9 protein-coding genes are annotated in these 20589 nt (G+C 53.3%); all 9 read left to right on the top strand.

All coding sequences use genetic code 11. From position 1 onward, the window contains the following. The first annotated feature begins 38 nt into the window (after positions 1-38). On the top strand, positions 39-314 hold the full coding sequence (locus tag KP22_RS08305; protein WP_039308630.1) for an acyl carrier protein: 276 nt from the start codon (positions 39-41) through the stop codon (positions 312-314). Next, complete coding sequence (locus tag KP22_RS08310; RefSeq protein WP_039308627.1) at positions 311-808, top strand: 3-hydroxyacyl-ACP dehydratase FabZ family protein; 498 nt, start codon at positions 311-313, stop codon at positions 806-808. Before KP22_RS08305 ends, KP22_RS08310 begins: the two co-directional genes overlap by 4 nt. Next, the gene (locus KP22_RS08315) at positions 802-1947 is read left to right on the top strand and encodes a beta-ketoacyl-[acyl-carrier-protein] synthase family protein (RefSeq protein WP_039323673.1); all 1146 of its coding nucleotides are present in this window, start codon (positions 802-804) and stop codon (positions 1945-1947) included. The genes KP22_RS08310 and KP22_RS08315 overlap by 7 nt, the downstream gene beginning before the upstream one ends. Continuing rightward, entirely contained in the window at positions 1944-2477 is a 534-nt protein-coding gene (locus tag KP22_RS08320; protein ID WP_039308623.1) for a hypothetical protein, read from the top strand. Before KP22_RS08315 ends, KP22_RS08320 begins: the two co-directional genes overlap by 4 nt. After that, positions 2474-3916: a class I adenylate-forming enzyme family protein gene (locus KP22_RS08325; protein WP_039323676.1), complete on the top strand. Its 1443-nt coding sequence runs from the start codon at positions 2474-2476 to the stop codon at positions 3914-3916. Before KP22_RS08320 ends, KP22_RS08325 begins: the two co-directional genes overlap by 4 nt. A 13-nt stretch (positions 3917-3929) precedes the next feature. Continuing rightward, positions 3930-12068 carry a type I polyketide synthase gene (locus KP22_RS08330; RefSeq protein ID WP_039323679.1) on the top strand — a complete coding sequence of 2713 codons (8139 nt, stop codon included), beginning with the start codon at positions 3930-3932 and terminating at the stop codon, positions 12066-12068. Further along, on the top strand, positions 12065-18451 hold the full coding sequence (locus KP22_RS08335; protein ID WP_039323682.1) for a type I polyketide synthase: 6387 nt from the start codon (positions 12065-12067) through the stop codon (positions 18449-18451). Before KP22_RS08330 ends, KP22_RS08335 begins: the two co-directional genes overlap by 4 nt. A gap of 62 nt (positions 18452-18513) precedes the next feature. Further along, a complete protein-coding gene (locus KP22_RS08340; RefSeq protein WP_039308611.1) occupies positions 18514-18945 on the top strand; it encodes a PaaI family thioesterase in 432 nt (143 codons plus the stop codon). A gap of 274 nt (positions 18946-19219) precedes the next feature. Continuing rightward, positions 19220-20467: a crotonyl-CoA carboxylase/reductase gene (gene ccrA, locus KP22_RS08345; RefSeq protein WP_039308608.1), complete on the top strand. Its 1248-nt coding sequence runs from the start codon at positions 19220-19222 to the stop codon at positions 20465-20467. Positions 20468-20589: the final 122 nt, after the last annotated feature.

Below are 20589 nucleotides of genomic sequence, written 5' to 3' on the forward strand. Positions count from 1 at the left end.
ATGCATTAAAAACTTATCAACCAAAAGGAGTCATCACTTTGAAAAATATCGAGAACACAATTATCGGAATTCTAATCGACGATCTATTTATTGGCATCCCTCGTTCAGAAATTGAAACAGATATCAATATGCGTGATGGTCTTGGTCTAGATTCCTTAGGGTTCAGTGAATTACGAGCCCAGTGTGAGTATGCCTTTAACATCAAAATTGAAGATGAATACTTTACCCCTCAATATTTCGATTCAATTCAAACGCTCACAAAATTGATTTCAGAGCTAATCCTAAAATCAAATAATCAGGGAGAAAATCAATGAGTATTCAATCCCAAGATAAAGATGGCCGTCAACCACGATTAATGGGATTTACGGAGCTTAAAGGATGGCTAAGACACCGACATCCTATGGTGTACCTCGATCGTGTTCTTGATTACGAGCCAGGGAAATATATTAAAACACTTATGGCTGTTTCGGGTCAGACAGATGCTATCGCTGGCCATTTTCCCGAACGCGCTATTTTTCCGGCAAGCCATATGGTGCAGGCCATATCACAATCGGCAATTATTTTATTTCAGCTTTCAACATCACCGCTAGCTGATGATGAAATCACGCTAGTAGGCTCAATTAAATCTCGGTTTACACGGGTGGTTGTACCCGGAGATCAAATTATTTTTAATCTCAATTGCGAAAGTTTGCGAGATAAATTCCTGACCTTTTCCTGTAAAGCAGAAGTCTCAGGTCAAACGGTCGGAATGCTAAAAGGCTCGCTAGTGCGCGAGAATATATCCACGCTAGGAGAGCAGTTATGGTAAATCATCACTCACCTGTTTGGGTTACCGGTATGGCTTGGTCTACAGCGTTAGGTGATGAAATACCCACTGTCTGGCAATACTTGCTAGAGGGTATCTCCGGTATAACCGACCTGGACTCCACATTATCGTTACGTAGTAACCTTGCAGCCCCAATACCAGACATCCCTTTAGAATGGGACGGGGCAAGACGTCAACACGCATTAACGGTAAAAACCTTACGTAAAGCGCTTGAGGATGCTTCTATTCCTGCGGATGACCCAGATATTCTCCCAGTTTTAGGAACCAGCTACGGCCATCATTTAGATTCACCCGATACTTTCTCGTTATCAGAATGGTCAACACAAGCTGTCAAAGCAGTCGGCTGTGTCAAGTCTCCTATCACGGTAAGTACAGCCTGTTCAGCTGGCTCTGATGCCATTTTAACGGGGCTGAGCTTTATCAAGGCGGGCCTTACCGAAATATGTGTATGCGGGGGAGCAGATGTCCTGACTCTGGGGAAACGGCTCAGCCATTCACGGCTAGGCACAATGTCTACCGATGGTTTACGTGCGTTCGATATCAGCCACAACGGTACTGTACTCGGTGAAGGTGCTGCATTTCTGATACTGGAATCCGAAGAGCATGCTAAACGTCGCGGTGCTAAGCCTTACGGAATCCTCGCAGGAGCAGGCTCCGCAAACGACGCAGCCAGTGCAGTTTCGCCCGATTTATCAGGGCAAAATGTGATGCTTACCGTAGAACGAGCGCTAAATAGCGCAAGTTTAAAACCGGAAGATATTTCCATTATAAACGCTCATGGTACAGGAACACAGGTTAACGACAGTGTTGAGGCAAAAGCTTACTCAGCGTTTTTTTCACCCTTACCACACCCGCCGACGCTATTCGCCACAAAAGGAGCATTTGGGCATACACTCGGCGCAACGGGAGCCATTGAAGCCATTGCAGTGCTACAGGCATTAAGAACACAACGGCTTCCCCCCATTCATGGATTGTATGATCCCATTACCCCCTCCGATTTACCTATCGCCAATCAAAAAAACATGCCCTGCACGGCAACAGCCGGGCTGAGCATAACGCTTGGATTTGGTGGATTTAACACCTGTCTGGTTTTCCAAAGTGCAGGGAGCGCAGCACGATGACAAATGTCGAAACATTAACCCTGAAAGCACTCAATATCGTGGGTCATGGGATGGCAAGTACGCCTGATTTATATACGTACAAACCTGCACAAAAAGCCTCACTTTATGCAGACCCTTTGTCATGGCTTGTTCTTGAAGCCGTTGAGCAAGCTATCAACGAGCACCGAGATGTCATCACATCGGCCTGCTCTTCTGTAGGGCATATCGCCATTAGCGACCAATGTACTCTCAAGACCATACACGACATTTCACAAACACTTCCCTCAGGACACCTTTCACCTCTACGTTTTTCCGGTGCCTGTCCTGGGATGATCATCGGACTTCCAGCGCAATTTCTACGATTTAGTGGTCCGAGTATCGTATGGAGTATGCCACCGGACAACATGCAGCCCTATGCCACAGCATTAGCGCAACTCTGGCTGGATGAGGGTTCGGCAACTCACGTCATTATTACCGAACATCGTGTCGACGAATCAGGCCACCAGATTCGCAGCGTTGTCGTCACCCTGAACGGAGGGGAACATCAATGACGTCCCAACCTACAATCACACCCAGCTCCGCCCAGCACTTTCTGGATGGGCTTATTCAGGTCGATGCCAATCCGCATGATGCGCCATCGTTGATTTTCGTCGATCTGGTAAAACATCTTCGTGAACAAGGGATTGAACCAGGCAATCCCGTAATGGTGGCAATCCCGAATAGCGTGCACTTCGCCGTAATCATTTTTGCGCTGTTGACCATTGGCGCGGTTCCCGTTCTGCTGCCGTCTTCTGCACCAGCGTCTCGTATTTATCGTATCGCGCAGGTAGTTGGCGCCAGAAACCTGATCGCATTACACCTTCCCTCTGGGCTGGCGCAAACGCAACCTGCGCAGCCTCTGCCGCAATCGGGTCAGTTGATTCGCGTAGAGATATCCCGTGAACATCGTTATCAGCCGGGCGAGATCATTCTTCTCACATCAGGAACGTCCGGTATCTTCAGCGGCTGCTTATTTCATATCAACGATTTATTTCGTAATGCAAGAAATCATGCGCAAGCCGTTGAACAGCGCGTGGAAGATCGGATATTGATCAATCTACCGATGTACTACTCCTATGCTTTCGTCGCACAACTACTCTCCTCTTTTACGCTAGGAAATACGGCGATTATTGCCGGCCCCCCTTTCACGCCAGGCAACTACGAACGAACGATTGAAACCTATCAAATCACCCAGTCATCCATTACGCCAACAATGGTTAATGCCTGGTTGCAATCCGGTTCCGAACAGCTCCCAACTCCGCTACGACGTCTGACCATCGGCGGAGATGCTCTCTCAGCCAGTTCAGTTGAAGCGATTCTATCCCGTAATCCCGGAATCGAACTGTATCTCACCTATGGTTTGACTCAGGCAGGGCCGCGTGTTGCAACACTGGCTGCGCATCGCGCATCACCCGATAAATATGCGTCCGTTGGTAAGCCTTTCCCTGAAGTTAATGTTCACCTGCGTAAGGACAACCCTGACGACAAGGATGGCGAACTCATCGTTGAAACCTATACCGGCATGATTCGACGAATCCGCAGTCTGGATGAAGGTATTGATACACCACGCCATGGAGAGCGTCGCATCATCCATACCGGCGATCGTTTCACCATTGATGAGGACGGCTATCTTTTCTTTAAACAGCGCAACCCAACCTATGTCATGAGCCGCGGCGAAAAGGTGTGTTTGAAATCGATCAGTGAAATAGCCGAAACCATTGCAGGCGTTTCTCATGCGGAAGCCTGGGTACATAACGACGCCGCCGAGACCAGCGGTGTGGAATTCACGCTGGATGTCTATTGTCAAGACAGCTCACTGAGCGAAGGAGAAATTCGACGCCAGCTTGGAAAAATTCTGCTTCGCAGTGAGCAGCCGAAAATTATCACGCTGTATTCCTCTTCAGACATCGGGTGGAGAAAAACCGCTCGTCAAAACGTCGCCACCAAATAACAGGAGTTCACGTATGGATGCCTTAAACCTGCCACTTATACTCTCTGGCGAATCAGCGTCGGCTCTCGCCAGCGTAGCCGAACATTGGCGAACCAAGATCGAATTCCTATCAGACGCTGAATTAACGACGTTTTGCCTGCATCAATTCGCCGTTCCGCATGAGGAAATTCGTAGCGCCATCTTCGCGACGGATAAAGCCGGGTTGATCAAAGGGCTGACGTCACTTGCGCAGGGCCGCGCAGCGCGCAACGTTTTAACAGGGAATGCTGCTGCGGGGGAAAACCCAGTGCTGGTTTTCTCCGGGCAGGGACCGCTGTGGCCAGGAATGACCTCTGAATTACTCAACGCACTGCCCGCTTATCGTCAAAGCGCGGATATAAACGGTGCGCTATTTCAGGACAACCTGAACTGGAACCCAGCAGATACACTGGCGGCGGGTGAGCCTTTCTCACGTCTGAAACAAATCCAACCCATACAGTTCACGATATCCTCCGCGCTTGCGGATGCATGGAGAGCTTTTGGCATCCATGAAGCTGCCGTGGTCGGACATTCTGTCGGCGAAGCATCGGCAGCCTATTCCTCTGGCTATTTAAGCCAGGAGGACGCCACCAAACTGGTGACACTGTGGGGGAAAACGCTCTCAAACATTGAAGGACAAGGTGCGATGGTATCGGTCGCAGCCTCCGTTGACGATGTTACGCCATTACTCAAAGAGTGGGATGGCAGGCTGGCTATTGCCGCTATCAACAGCAATAAAAGCGTTACATTAAGTGGCGGCACAGCAGACACCGACGCCCTACTCAACAAATTAACTAAAGCGGGATTCTGGGCCTGGAAAGTGCCGGGTGGAGAGGTTGCAGGGCACTCCCCTCAGGTGGACATACTGAAAGCCGAGGTGATAGCGCACGCGCCGCACAATATTCTCTCTTCAGCGCATGCGGCATACTATTCTTCCGTCTCCGGTGTGCGCTACAGCGCCGAAGATTTTCAGCCAGACTACTGGTTTCGTATCCTGCGGGAGCCTGTTTTGTTCCAAAACAGCATCCGGGCATTGATCAACGACGGGCATCGTCTTTTTATTGAAGTCAGCCCGCACCCCGTTCTGACCTCCATCATAGAAGAACATCTGCGCGAAGCCGGCGTTAAAGGTGCAGCCATCTCCACGCTCGATCGCCGGAAAAGCGATCGGGAGAGTTTCCTTCAATCATTGACTCACGCATTTATCAACGGCGCATCGGTTGATTGGGCAAGCGTATTCGATCAACTTATTCCTGAGCACGCAGAGCACTATCGCACTGCACTAACCAACGCAAATGAAACAGCGTCCATGGCCGATAAGCCCTCTTCGCTTTCCGCTAATGCATTTAATACGGCGCTAGACGACGATATCGATCGGTTAGCGCTGCAAGATCGTAGCCCATCGGAGCAATACGACATCCTGCTAGGACTCGTATCACGAGAAATCAGCGCGCTACTGGGCGAAACCTTTTCCTCGGACATGCAGGCGTTTCGTGATATTGGATTTACGTCATTGACCGTTGTCGAGTTCTCACGTGGACTCTCAGTCGCCACAGGGATAGAACTCCCTTCCACGCTAGTTTACGACCACCCGACACCGCGTGCATTAAGCGAATATCTGAGACAAGCGCTTGGCCTCTCATCATCCGATGACGAGCAGGAGACACTAGAGACACGTAACCACAATGAACCTATTGCCATCATCGGTATGGCGTGCCGTTATCCCGGCAGCGTAAACAGTCCAGAAGCATTATGGGATTTACTCGTTAACGAGCGAGACGCAATCGGTGATTACCCGTCGGATCGTGGATGGAATATCACCAAGCTGTATGATCCGGAACCGGGCCGACTAGGTAAAATATCCACCCGCACCAGCGGATTTTTATATGACGCTCCGCTGTTTGACGCCGGATTTTTCGGCATCTCACCACGTGAAGCCCTGACGCTGGAACCTCAACAACGACTTCTGCTGGAAGTCTCGTGGGAAGCCATTGAACGGGCAGGCATCGAACCGTCGAGCTTATATGGTTCCAACACCGGAATATACGCCGGCATCATGGCGACAGAGTATGGATCCCAGATTCAGCATGCCTCAGAAGACGTTTCAGGCTACGGCTATATGGGAACCGCCACTTGCGTCGCCTCCGGCAGAGTAGCCTATAGCCTTGGCCTGCATGGACCCGCGGTCACAATTGACACCGCCTGCTCCTCCTCGTTAGTGGCTATCCATACAGCCTGTGAAGCACTGCGCAGCAATGACTGTAAACTTGCATTAGCGGGTGGTATCACTATTATGCCAACACCCGGTGTACTTATCGACTTCTCCCAACAGCGCGTGCTCGCGCCCGATGGGCGTTGCAAAGCCTTTTCTGCGTCAGCGGACGGCGTAGGGCTCTCGGAAGGCATCGGCATGCTATTACTTGAGCCGCTGTCTCAGGCACAGGCCAACGGGCATACGGTTCTGGGCGTCATCCGCGGCAGCGCAGTCAATCAGGATGGTGCCTCTAACGGACTGACCGCGCCCAATGGCTCCGCACAACAACAGGTGATTCGCCACGCCCTGGTCAACGCAGGCCTGACGCCTCAGGATGTCGATGTGGTAGAAGCGCACGGCACCGGTACTCGTCTTGGCGATCCTATCGAAGCGAATGCGCTGATGGCAACTTATGGCCGTCAGCGCTCAGCCGAACAGCCGTTACTTCTGGGGTCAATCAAATCCAACATCGGACACACGCAAGCTGCCGCCGGTGTTGCCGGGATAATCAAGATGCTGATGGCTTTCCGCCACAATATGTTGCCGCGCAGTCTGCACATTACGGAACCTTCTCACGAAGTCGACTGGTCAAGCGGCGCGATACAGCTACTCTCAGCTTCGCGCCCTTGGCCGCAGGTCGGCGATCGGCCCTATCGTGCGGCAATCTCTTCATTCGGCGTCTCTGGCACCAATAGTCACCTCATCGTGGAACAATCTCCAGTATCGACGTCGGATGGCCACATGCAAACCGAGGCTACCGCTGCGCCACAGGAGATGCTCTGGCCAATTGCCGCAAAAACCGATACGGCGCTGCGTAAAAAAGCCGCGCAACTACGGGAGTATCTGACTAACCAACAAGCGCTTGATCCCATTAACGTGGGTTACTCACTCGGTATCTCACGTAGTCAGTTCCCCTTCCGCGCCGCCGTCAGGGGTCAATCAAAAGAAGTTCTGTTAAAAGGGCTACAATCGCTTGAAAACGGGCAGGATCACCCGACGCTAACTGTCGGTGCCTCACCCGTTGGCGAATCAGGAAAACTGTTATTTATCTTCCCTGGCCAGGGGTCGCAGTGGCCTGAAATGGGAATGGAGCTGTATAACGCCTTTTCCGTTTACCGGCAGGCTATCGACGAGGTTGATGACGCGCTGCGCACGTATGTCGACTGGTCGCTGATTGACGTGCTGCGTGGCAGCCCAGACACTCCGCCTTTAGACCGCGTTGACGTCGTGCAGCCAGCGCTTTTCGCGGTGATGACCGCACTGGCTCGCCTCTGGCAATCTTTCGGATTTACGCCGCACGCCGTCGTGGGGCACTCTCAGGGCGAAATCGCTGCCGCCTATATCGCGGGTGCCTTGTCGCTACAAGATGCGATCAGGATCGTGGCGTTACGCTCAAGACTTATGCTCAGCCAGTCAGGGCACGGCGCCATGGCCACGCTCGGCCTTTCCGAAGAACAGACTCGCGCCCTCCTCACTCCAGATGATGGGGAAATTACCCTCGCGGTTTTCAACAGCCCGTCATCAACCGTGGTTTCAGGCGATGCCAAATCAATCGAGACGCTGCTCCGTCGCTGTAAAAAAGAGCGAATCCGCGCCAAACGCATTGCGGTGGATGTCGCAGGCCATTCTCCGCAGCTCGATACGTTACGCCCTATTCTGATGGAGCTATTTTCCGGTTTAAAACCTAGCGCCACCCGCATTCCTTTTTACAGCACCGTGGACGGCCACACGCCCGATACGCTTCTTGATGGCACAACCCTCAACGCCAAATACTGGTGTGACAACCTATGCTGCCCGGTACGTTTTTTCGACACGATATCGGCATTGAGCAAAACGGGTAAAGTAACCTTTCTGGAGTGCAGCCCGCACGCCGTGCTGCTGCCGGCGCTCGAAGAAACGACAGACAACACGGCAACGATCGTCGGTTCGATGCAGCGCAACAAACCCGCCGTTGAGTGCCTGACGCAGGCAATGGCACAGTTGTACGTCAACGGGCATAACCTCAACTGGCGTGCGCTTCACCCTACCGCCAACCTCGTGGACATCCCCACCTATCCTTTCGATCATCGTCACTACTGGCTGACGCCTCCCGCCGCCAGCAATGTCGCCACCGTCGGACAACGCCCGACGGAGCATGCATTACTCAGCGCTATCATCGACCTTCCAGACGACGAAGGCGTGCTGCTGACAGGACGTATCGGGCTAGCCAGCCAGCCCTGGCTCGCCGACCACGCCGCCACCGGTGTTGCTCTGGTTCCTGGAACCGCTTATCTGGATATGGTGCGCTATGCCGCGTTACTGACGGACTGCCAAAAAATCGAGGAATTAGTGATACAAACTCCTCTGGTGCTGCCTGAACAAGGGGAGTTGGATCTGCAACTCAAAGTCGGACGGCCTGACGATCGCGGGCAACGTACCGTTACGATCCATGCCCGGCGCCATAGCGACGAGGAGATCGACACCCCGGAATGGACACTGTACGCCAACGCGTTATTACAGCGCGACGCCTCAAAACAGGAACGCCCATTCGACAACGCGGACTGGCCGCCAGTCGGCAGTGAGCCGCTGGATCTCGCCCACCTTCATCAACGGCTCTCCGCCGCTGGATATGAATATGGTTCAGCCTTCAAAGGGCTTAGCGCAGCCTGGCGCAATGGCGATAGCCTGTATGCCGAAGCCAGTTTGCCTGAAGAACTGTCGACGAACGGACATCTTCTGCATCCTGCGCTGCTCGATACCGTACTGCATACCATGGCGCTGCCCGATAGCGAAAACGAGGATGCGACAACGCTGCGACTCCCGTTCGCGTTGAGCGGTGTGACGATAGCTGACAAACAACCACGCCAGTTACGCGCACGTTTGCATTTGAAAACGCCAGAGAATATCAGCCTGATTGCTACTGATGAGTCGGGCGAAACGGTAGTTGCCATTGAAACGCTTAGCTTACGGGAAACTACGCGGGATAATCTGCGTAATCAGTTACGCATCCAGCCGGAGTATGATCTGCTGCGCACGACCTGGAGCCCTCTGCCCAGCGCATCTAAAGCAAAAGATGTTCCTTCAACCGCCAGTTGGGCGTTGCTGGATACCGATCCCACCGACACCAGTCCGCTAGACATCGCCACCCGCTATGATTCATTGTCGGCCTTAAACGCGGCACTGGCGTCATCCACGGCACCAACGGTACTCGTTTGGCCGTTGCCAGGTAACAATCCGGCGCAGACTGACGATGTGCCTCTCTCCACTCGTGCGATGTGCGAACAGGTTATCAACCATCTGCAACCCTGGCTGGCCGATGAAAGCATGGCCAACACCACGCTGCTGGTGATTACGCACCATGCGACAGAACACGGTTCACATGAACAGTTGGATGTCGCACAGAGCAGCGCATGGGCGTTACTCCACTCGGCACAGAACGAGAATCCAGGCCGCCTCGTTCTGCTTGATACCGATCGTCCTTTCATCGATACCGCATTACTCAGCGCAGCGCTGGCTAGCGATCGTCCACAATTGGCAGTGCGTCAGGGGCAACTGCTCATTCCGCATCTGACCAGAACAGTGAAAACCGGACTGCTAACCCCACCGTCCGATAGCGCTCTGTGGCGTCTGGATATTTCGGACGCCGGAAATCTCGACAATCTGGTGTTGAAACCCGCTCCTGAAGCTGGCGCGCCGCTCGGTAAGGAACAGATTCGACTCAGCGTGCGTGCGGCCGGCGTTAATTTCTATGATGTCGTATGCGCACTGGGATTAATCGCGCCGCAGCATGAATTCGGTACAGAAGCATCCGGCGTCATCACAGAAGTCGGGACGAATGTTGAAGACTTCAACATTGGCGATCGCGTGATGGTGCTGACTGAAGGCGCTTTCGGGCCAACGGTCATCGCCGACCGAGCGACGACTTTCCGACTTCCTGACGACTGGACTTTCGCGCAAGCCGCTGGCATCCCCATCGCCTTTCTTACCGCCTACTACGCGTTGATGCAACTCGCCTCGCTGCGTCAGGGCGAACGTGTATTGATTCACGCGGCGGCAGGGGGTGTCGGCCAAGCAGCCGTTCAATTGGCGCATCACCTGGGGGCGGAAGTGTTTGCCACCGCACATCCAGATAAATGGCCAGTCCTGCGCCAGCTCGGTATCGCCGACGATCACATCGCCAGTTCACGCAACCTTAAGTTCACCGGGCAATTCCGTCCGTTACTGAGTGATAAAGGGATTGATGTGGTGCTCAACTCGCTTACCGGAGAGTTTATCGATGCCTCTATGTCGCTAATGGCTTCAGGGGGTCGCTTTGTCGAACTGGGCAAAACCGATATTCGCGAGGATTTTCCTACGGATCTGATTTATCACTATCTTGACCGACCGGACAAGGATCCCGAACTGACCGCGGAGATGATTACCACGCTGTTATCGTTAATGCGCGCGGGGTCACTAGCGCCCTTGCCAATCACCGCCTTTGATATCAGAGAAGCGGTATCCGCATTCCGGTTGATGCAACAAGGCCGTCATACTGGCAAAGTGGTGTTGACGTTCCCCCAGCAACTCAATCCCGATGGTACGGTGTTGATTACCGGAGGAACGGGGACGCTGGCAGGGCTGCTCGCTCGGCATCTGGTGGCGTCACACCAGAGCAAAAACCTGATATTGGCCAGCCGTCGCGGCTTACGCGCCGATGGCGCGGTACAATTGCAAGCAGAACTGGAAAGCGCAGGGGCAACAGTCAAGATCGTCGCCTGCGATACCACCGACCCTCAGGCGTTGGATAAACTACTCGCAGCGATTCCAGCCACACATCCGCTAACCGGCGTGTTCCATACCGCTGGCGTACTGGCCGATGCCACCATCGCCAACCTGACAGCGGAAAGCCTCGATACAGTATTTTCACCCAAAATCGACGCAGTTTGGCATTTGCACCATAAAACCCGCACACATGATCTCGCGGCTTTCGTTCTCTACTCATCCAGCGCGGGAACGCTGGGTAGTCCGGGGCAAGGCAACTACTCTGCTGCGAACAACGCACTGGACGCACTGGCACATAACCGCCGCCAGCAGGGTTTGAGTGCCACGTCCCTTGCCTGGGGCTGGTGGCAGCCAGTCACCGGGCTATCGAGCCGGCTCAGCGATACCGACAACGCGCGGATCGCGCGAACGGGTCTGGCGCCTATCACACCAGAACATGGGAATGCGATGATCGACGCATCGCTGGCATTACCTTACGCGGTTTATACCGCAGCGCCGTTGAACCCGCAGATGTTGCGTAAAAATGCACAGTCAGGGCGCCTTCATCCGTTATTTGAGCGGTTGGCGGGTCCCGCAATCGCGCGTAGGTCGTCATCGGGCGGAGAAAAAATGCCCGACCTACGAAAATTGCTATCCACGCTGGAATCCAGTGCTCGGCTAAAACAGTTACAGGCCGCCATCACCGATAACATCGCGAGCATACTTGGCCTTGATAACGGTTCACTTCTCGCGCCCGAACAGTCATTTAAAGAGAGCGGTATCGACTCGCTCATGGCACTGGAGTTACGCAACCGTCTGGCGGCAGTTTCCGGCCTGCGTCTACCGGCAACCCTGACGTATGACTACCCGACCCCTGTCGCGCTAGCGGAATATCTCGATGCGGAACTGTTCGCGGGGCAGGATGCGACGACCAACGCCGTGATGGCGGAAGAGGATGAATCGCACTTACGCGAGCGTATTGCCGGCATTCCGCTTGCCAGCCTACGTGATGCCGGCTTGCTGGATAAATTACTTCAGATAGCAAACGGCATCGCCCCCGTGGAGGACGCATCGAAAAAGCCTCAAGTTACCGATATTGAGTCCGCAAGTCTGGAAGAGCTGGTGTCTATGGCTCTGTCTGACAAGGAGAAAATGCTATGACGCATCCAAAAGATAGTCACGCCACGAAAAATACCGCCGCGGGCGAAGGAACCACCGATCCGCGTCTGGTTGAAGCGTTACGCCACAGCCTGTTGCTGAACGAACAGTTGAAACAGCGTAATCAGGATTTGACGCAGGCGGCGCATGAACCTATCGCCATTATTTCAATGGGCTGTCGTTTACCCGGCGGCATTCATTCTCCCGAACAGCTTTGGCAACAGTTGTCCAATGATGAGGACGCCATCGGCCCCTTCCCTGCCGATCGGGGATGGAACGTGAAGACGCTCTTTGAACAAAACCCGGCACTCAGCGCCGTCGCCAACGCCTGGAAAGGCGGGTTTCTGGAGGATGCAGCAGGCTTCGACGCGGGCTTCTTTAAGATATCCGATCGTGAGGCACTGGCGATGGATCCTCAGCAACGCCTACTGCTGGAGGTGAGTTGGGAAGTTCTGGAGCGTGCTGGTATCGTTCCCGCCACGCTAAAAAACAGTCAGACCGGCGTCTTTATTGGCGCCACGCACAACGGCTATCTCAGCGATATCGAGCGGCGCAACCCCGCCGCCGACGGTTATCGCTTACAAGGCAGCCTGAGCAGCATCAGTTCCGGGCGCATCGCTTACACATTGGGACTTAACGGTCCGGCTATCACGGTAGATACCGCCTGCTCTGCGTCTCTCACTGCGATCCATCAAGCCATTCGCTCACTGAAGAGCGGCGAGTGTTCGCTTGCTATCGCAGGCGGGGCAACGATTATGGCTTCTCCAGAGGTCTTTGCCGAGTTCACCCGTCAAGGCGGTCTTGCCGCCGACGGAAGATGTAAAGCCTTTTCTGACCATGCCGACGGAACGGGGTTTTCTGAAGGCGTTGGGCTTATTTTGCTGGAGAAACTCTCCGACGCATTACGAGCGGGTCACAGCGTACTCGCCGTGATTAGAGGGAGCGCAATTAATCAGGATGGTGCCAGCAACGGGCTGACTGCGCCAAACGGCCCTGCGCAGGAACAGGTCATCCGTCAGGCGCTGAATAATGCGGAGCTGACCTTTTCCGATATTGATGTCGTAGAGGCGCACGGCACTGGCACCACGCTTGGCGACCCTATTGAAGCACATGCACTGCTCAACACCTATGGCAAACATCGGTCTGACGATCAACCGCTATGGCTTGGCTCACTAAAATCCAATATCGGCCATACCCAGCTTGCCGCTGGCGTCGCCAGCGTCATCAAGATGGTGATGGCTCTCGGGCACGGGCGCTTGCCCAAAACGCTGCATGCCGAGACACCCTCCGGAAAAATAGACTGGTCACGAGGCAACATTAAATTACTCAACACGGCACGCGATTGGCCTGATACCGGGCGTCCCAAACGCGCAGCGGTATCATCATTTGGCTTTTCCGGCACCAACGCTCACCTTATTCTCGAAGAGGCTCCGTCAATTGCGCCTCCGGTGCAAGAAGCCGCACCTGCAAGGGCTTTCCCCGTGCCTGGCATCGCGCTACCGTTGTCTGCGGCCTCACCAGACGGGCTGTGCGCTCAGGCCAAACAGTTGCACGCATGGTTGACTCAGAATGCGAGCTCGATGCCCGACATCGCCTATTCGCTAGCCACCACCCGCACCCATTTTGACTATCGTGCCGTGATTACCGCAGAAGACAGTAACAATGCGCTCATCGCGCTGGAGGCACTGGCCGCCAATCGTTACGCGCCCGGCATCATTCAAGGCGTCCGTTCTCCGTCAGGCAGCGTCGCGTTTCTTTTTACCGGACAGGCTTCGCAGTGGCCGACGATGGGAAGAGGGTTATACCGCCTGTCTCCGGTATTCGCTCAAACGCTCGACGAAATCTGTCAGCACCTCGACCCCCATCTGCCTCAACCGCTTAAAACCGTGATGTTCGCCGAAAAAGGCAGCGTCGATGCCGTACTGCTGGATCGCACCGATTTTACCCAGGCGGCGCTGTTCGCGTTCGAGGTCGCGTTATGCCGAACAGTCATGCATCTCGGCGTACAGCCAGATGTACTGATCGGTCACTCCATCGGCGAAATCGCCGCCGCCTATATCGCTGGCGTATTCAGTCTGGCCGATGCCGCGACATTCGTTGCAACGCGTGGACGGCTGATGGAGTCCATTACCGCCGATGGCGCGATGGTTGCCATTGAAGCCAGCGAGGCGGAGATGTTGCCGTCGTTGCAAGGACATGAAGAACACGTCACGATCGCCGTGATTAATACGCCGTCTGCTGTGGTGATATCCGGCGACACGGACAAGGTGCTAAATATCGCCGAACAGTGGCAGTCACGCGGCTACCGCACGCACCGTTTAAGAACCAGCCACGCCTTTCACTCGCCCCATATTGACGGCATCGCTGATGCCTTACGCCGCACGCTGTCAACGCTGTCGTTTCAGCCACCCGCTATTCCCATTGTTTCAACGGTGACCGGTCAACGGCTAACCAACGAACAGGCCTGTTCCGTTGAGTATTGGGCGAATCAGGCCCGCTGCGCGGTGCGATTCGACGCCGCCGTCCAATGGCTTGAGGCACACAATACCGCCATCGCGCTGGAAGTCGGCCCTGACGGCGTGCTGACGGCGCTGGGGCGAGCCAGTAGCGTCAGTGAATCCGGCGGCGTTACCAGCGCGGCGTGGATTGCCCCCTTACGTAAAGAGCGGGATGAGTGGCGCTCCTTCTTTGCCGCGCTGGCCAGACTGTACGCACAAGGGCAACCGCTGGACTGGAGAAAACTGTTCGTCCAGACACCGATCGTGCCGCTGCCCACCTATCCCTTCCAGCACCGTCGTTATTGGTTGCAAGCGCCACCAGCACGACCAACGTTAGATGGTGGCTTTTTTACAGTTAAACATCCTTTTTTACACGCCGGCATAGACAACGCCGCGCAGCAAAGCTGGATTTTTACCGGACAATTAGACGCCGCCAGACAGCCTTGGATACTGGAGCACCGGGTCGCCGACGTCCCCGCAGGCGCGGGGACGATGACCGCAGAGATGATACTGTCTATCGGGGAGCAGATTGGCTGCCAGCGTCTTGACGATCTCTTCCTGCACGCGATTTTGCCTCTGAATGAGTGTATTCCCACGTCCATCCAACTCCATGTCAGCCCGCCGGAAGCGGATGGCGGTAGAACGGTGGAAGCCTATTTTCATCAGCCTGGCGATCCAGAACCGGACGGGTATCAGATGGGGCACTGGAAACGCTATGCCACTTGCCGTCTTGTACCAGACGAAAAGTTATCACCGGAGTGGCCGGATTTCCATAATGAAAACTGGCCGCCCGCCAACGCCAAACCCGTTGATTTTACCCCGATTTATGAACACCTCGCTGCTCAGGGTGTGATTCTAGGTAACGCGTTTCAAAGGCTCATTAACGTGTGGGAGCACGAAGACGGACTGTATATCGAAGCCACGTTGCCAGAGAGTCATGCGGAACTGGGAGAGGATTTCATTCTGCACCCGACCCTGCTAGACGCGGGAATGCAAGCAGCATTACTGGAGCAACTGAAACCAGGCGAAGAAAACATTCAGCCCCGTTTACTTTTTTCCCTTAGCGGGATACGGCAATACATCAGGGGCGCACAGCGTCTGCGAGGCCACCTGATGCGAACAACCACTGAGCCATCGACATCAGGCTACAGCGAATATGCGTTACGACTCGCGGATGATACCGGTCGAGCAGCCGCAATCATCGACTCTATAGTGCTGAAATCGTCAAACTCACCGCGCCTTTCCCCATCGCGCCCGCCGTTTTACCGTCTGGCATGGCGTGAGATTGCACCGAACTCATCCATCACAAAGCCGAAAATTCACTGGATTGTTCCGCAAAACAGGTTACGGGAGCGTTTATCCAGACTCATCAAGGAGCACGATGCTTCCTGCACGTATGACGATATGCATCAAGCGCTGGCGACGTTCTCACCACAACCAGATGAGATCGCCGTCTTCATCGCGCCGGATGGCGACGATACCCCTGAGTTTATCGATCATAACCCGACACACTGCGTACTTAATGCGCTGCAAACGTGGATCGACGAGCCACGTAGCGCAGATGTCCCCCTTCTTATCGTGACGCAAGGCGCAATAGCGACTAATGATAGAGAGAATGTCCCGAATCTGGCCCAATCCCCAGTGTGGGGATTAGTACGCACCGCACAGCTTGAATATCCAGGACGATTCTGCCTGCTTGATATCAATGAGGTAGAAAACACAGCATTGTCTTCTATTCATACCGCGATTAACACGCTGTCCCATGAGCCTCAACTGGCGTTACGCGAGGGGAAAATACTCGCCCCGCGACTGGTAAAATCCGCCGACAATGGCGACCTTACCGGTTACAACCACGCCGACCAGCCGGAAAACTCAAGCCGTAACCTTAACCCTGACGGCACCGTACTCATCACCGGCGGTACGGGCGCACTGGGCAAAGTCATCGCGAAACATCTGGTGGAGCATCACGACGTTCGTCACGTGCTTCTTGCCAGCCGACGCGGTAAGGACGCGCCAGGCGCCAGTGCGTTATTAAAAGACCTCGCCGAGCTTGGCGCACAGGCGACGATTGTCGCCTGTGATATCGCCAACGCGGCGGCGGTGGCCTCACTGCTTGATACCATACCGACGGCACATCCGCTCACCGCCGTCATTCACACAGCAGGAAGTGTGGATACGGCGACACTGAAAACAATGAGTGCAGAGCAGATAGATAACGTTTTACAGTCTAAAGCTGTTTCCGCATGGCATCTTCATCAGCTCACTCAGCATCACGACCTTGCGGCATTCGTTCTCTATTCTTCCGCGGTCAGTATTCTTGCGCAGAAAGGACAGGGAAACTACGCCGCCGCCAACGCCTTTTTGGATGCGCTGGCGTACCATCGGCGATATCAGGGTCTTCCTGCGACCGCAATGGCCTGGGGAATGTGGGCCGAACGCTCGGAAATGGGGGAGCAACTTGGTGACGACGATATACAACATATTATCGCAACAGGGCAAATCCCGCTTTCTCGCCCACAAGGCCTGGCCTTCCTGGATACCGTTGTCGGCACACACGTGGTGAACCATCCACCGCTGCTGATACCTGCACGTTTAAATCTGGAAGCGCTACGCGAGCAAGGCGACATCCCGCTATTGGCGGAGGTACTCCCTGCTCGCACAGCAGCAAGGGACAGCATCAGTGCATCGCCACAGATCGCAAACATGCCGGAAAAAGAGCGGTTACCCTATCTGCTTAACGTGATCATTCAATGCGCAGGTGAGGTTCTGAGCCATCCCGATCCGAAGTCCATAAGAAGCGACGTGGAATTCATTACGCTGGGATTCGACTCTCTTACCTCGGTGGAAATGGGAAGCCGATTATCACAAACATATGGCGTCCGTATTCCCGCCACGGCAATTTTTGACCATTCGACGCCGCAAGCGCTGGCGCAATTCTTACTGAGCATTCTGGCCGGGGAAAAGCACGCTGGCGCAGCAGAGGCACACGTTGATATAAAAAAAGACGCCGACAGGTTCTACCACCTGCTACGGCGAGCTGTGCAACAAAACATGACGCAGGAAGGACTTAGCGTGCTGGCCAGCGCAGCGCGGCTACGCGAGCATTTCTCGCATCAACAGCATGAACAACACGCACCAGAGACAGTGTGGCTGCGTAACGATCGGGAGAAACCGCTGCTGGTTTGCCTTAACTCATTCATTCCCGCCGCAGCAAATTTAACCTATCAGCGCTTAAGTTCAGCCTTGAGCGATCGGTACAGCGTACTGACCGTGCCGTTGCCGGGATATCATGGCGAGCCCTTGCCCGCTAACGACTACGCGGCGGCAGCGGCGCTGGCAACGGCAATAGAAAGAGATACATCAGGACGCGATTTTACGCTGGTAGGCTTTTCAACTGGCGGGCTCGTCGCGCATGCCGCTGCTCACCAGTTGGAGACTCGCGGCCGACAGCCTAAAGCGGTGGTATTAATCGACAGCTTTCCGCCATCAGCCATGAATGAAGCCACAATGGGCGATGTACTGCGTACATGGTTTGCAGCCAAAGGCGAATTCTGGTCGGATGAGGACACCTCTGTCATGGCGATGGCCTGGTATCTCGAATTATTCGGCCGACAGTGGACCCCCTCTCACGTGAAAACACCAACGCTGCTGCTTCAGGCCAGAGATTATCCCGCGTCCGCACAACCGGAACGTTGGGCGAATGAATGGCCAAATTTGGTGAAAAGCATCATCACGCCGGGGAGCCATTTTGAACTGCTAACGGAATATGTCGCTCATACGGCAAAAAACTTATCTGATTTACTTGGTGAAACAGAAAAAAAACCGATCCTAAAGAAGAGTGATTCGGCGAGAAGAAAGCGAAAAACTGAATATATTAAAAATGAATAATCAATATATTGGCGTGGTGAAAAAATCAGCTATCACGAGAATCGTGATGCAGGAGAATGGTTATGACTGAAAATGACCTGGCTTCTCTTTTCAATAATTCTGCTTTATTTAAGGCCTTGGGATTTAACATTATTGAAATAAAGGACGATGCCATTGTTATGGAAATAAATGACGACAACCCCTGCCATCAAGGAGGCTTTGGGGTACTCACCTCTCTCGGTATTAACGGTGCTGTTATCAGCGCAGCGCTGGAGTCAGCAATAGGCCTATGTGGATTTAACGCTTTGGGTCGTGAACCCGCTGGCGTGGTTGAACTTTCTGTCAAAATTTTACGTGTGATACGTAAAAAACCATGTCGAGTCGAGGCGCACGTCGATAATAAAAACAATAATGTCGCTTTTATTTCTGCCACGCTAATCAGCGCAAGAGGCGGTATTTGCGCAACAGGAACCGGCATTGTACTCAAGAGTAAAGCGACTGAGGTAATACCATGAAAATCACTTATTAAAGCGTAGCAGAACGATTTTATTTATACCCTAAATAATTCGAGTTGCGTGAAGGCGGCAACCGAGCGAGTCCCCAGAAGCTTACACAAGTAAGTGACTGGGGTGAGTAAGGGCAGACAACGCACAAGCAGCTTGAAGTATGACGGGTATATACGTGTTAGTGGAACGCCAGTCATGGCGTTTCACGGATGAGTAATGCCACCAACGCGATCTGATATAAAAACAGATTGATAGATATATTCGTTGCGACAAGGAGTTCAACATGACGACAAATTATTCCGTTCCTCAAGAGATGAAAGCTTATCTGATTCGTCCAGAGCGTTATGGCGATCCTATTACTGCCATTCAGCAGGAAATCGTCAGCATTCCGAAATTATTACCTAATCAGGTTCTTATTAAAGTGATGGCGGCAGGACTGAATTATAATAATGTCTGGGCCGCATTAGGAAAACCCGTCGATGTTATCTCAGCGCGACGTAAAAGAAATAAAGATGCTGAGCCGTTTCATATTGGTGGTTCAGAAGCGGCAGGTATTGTTTATTCTGTTGGTCATAATGTTAGTAACGTCAGCATCGGTGATGCCGTGGTGGTTTCCTGCTCGGTATATGACGCTACCTCGCTTGAATCACGCCTTTCGAACGATCCGATGTTTACCCGCAGTCAAGAAATTTACGGTTATGAAAGGAATTACGGATCATTTGCAGAATTCACAATCGTTGAAGACTACCAGTGCTTTCCCAAACCTGACTTTCTGACCTGGGAAGAGAGCGCAACCCTGATGCTCAATGGACCCACAGCCTACAAGCAACTCACTCATTGGGCACCAAATAACGTCAAACCCGGCGATGCTGTTCTCATATGGGGAGCAGCTGGAGGATTGGGTTCATTATCGGTACAAATTGTGAAAGCCCTCGGCGGGCTCCCCGTCGCGGTTGTGTCAAGTGAAGAGAAAGGAGAATATGTTCGCAAACTGGGAGCCGTAGGATATATCGTCAGGAAAAAATACTCACATTTCGGCCGGCTTCCCGATGTGACTTCCGATGAACATACGTCATGGTCCAGAGCATTCGCCAATTTCAGACGCGACTTCTTTAAGGCCTTAGGAAAAAAAGAACTGCCCAAGCTGGTCATTGAGCACTCAGGACAAGATACTTTCCCTACATCACTACAAATCTGCGATCACTCAGGTATGGTAGTCACAGTGGGGGGGACCTCTGGTTATAATTGTGACTTTGACGTGCGCCATTTATGGATGCATCAAAAAAGAATACAAGGTTCTCACTATGCCAATATCCGTGAATGTAATGAGTTTCTTAATCTTGTTAATCAAAGAAAGATCATCCCCACCATGAACAAAGTCTTTCATTTTGATGAAATACCTTATGCGCACCAAGAGTTATTAAACGGAGGTATATTCGGCAATGCAGCGGTACTGGTCAATGCAACCGCTCCGAAACTCGGCTCAAGCATTTCTCATGAAGAGAAACTCACGACTGCAAACAGTCATTGACTGACTAATAACCTATCCCAAAAGAAATAATCATTAATAAATAATGATTATTTCTGATACCTGTGGTGCAAGGGCTGGCGCAGAGATCGTTAGCAGCGTCAATCTTACCGTTATCAACCCGT

The organism is Pectobacterium betavasculorum (assembly GCF_000749845.1).
In the GTDB taxonomy this organism is placed as follows: Bacteria; Pseudomonadota; Gammaproteobacteria; order Enterobacterales; family Enterobacteriaceae; genus Pectobacterium; species Pectobacterium betavasculorum.

Excerpts from the sequence above, each read along its gene's own strand:
- KP22_RS08310 (WP_039308627.1), top strand. The coding sequence starts at position 311 with ATGAGTATTCAATCCCAAGATAAAGATGGCCGTCAACCACGATTAATG.
- KP22_RS08315 (WP_039323673.1), top strand. The coding sequence starts at position 802 with ATGGTAAATCATCACTCACCTGTTTGGGTTACCGGTATGGCTTGGTCT.
- KP22_RS08320 (WP_039308623.1), top strand. The coding sequence starts at position 1,944 with ATGACAAATGTCGAAACATTAACCCTGAAAGCACTCAATATCGTGGGT.
- KP22_RS08325 (WP_039323676.1), top strand. The coding sequence starts at position 2,474 with ATGACGTCCCAACCTACAATCACACCCAGCTCCGCCCAGCACTTTCTG.
- KP22_RS08330 (WP_039323679.1), top strand. The coding sequence starts at position 3,930 with ATGGATGCCTTAAACCTGCCACTTATACTCTCTGGCGAATCAGCGTCG.
- KP22_RS08335 (WP_039323682.1), top strand. The coding sequence starts at position 12,065 with ATGACGCATCCAAAAGATAGTCACGCCACGAAAAATACCGCCGCGGGC.
- KP22_RS08340 (WP_039308611.1), top strand. The coding sequence starts at position 18,514 with ATGACTGAAAATGACCTGGCTTCTCTTTTCAATAATTCTGCTTTATTT.
- ccrA (WP_039308608.1), top strand. The coding sequence starts at position 19,220 with ATGACGACAAATTATTCCGTTCCTCAAGAGATGAAAGCTTATCTGATT.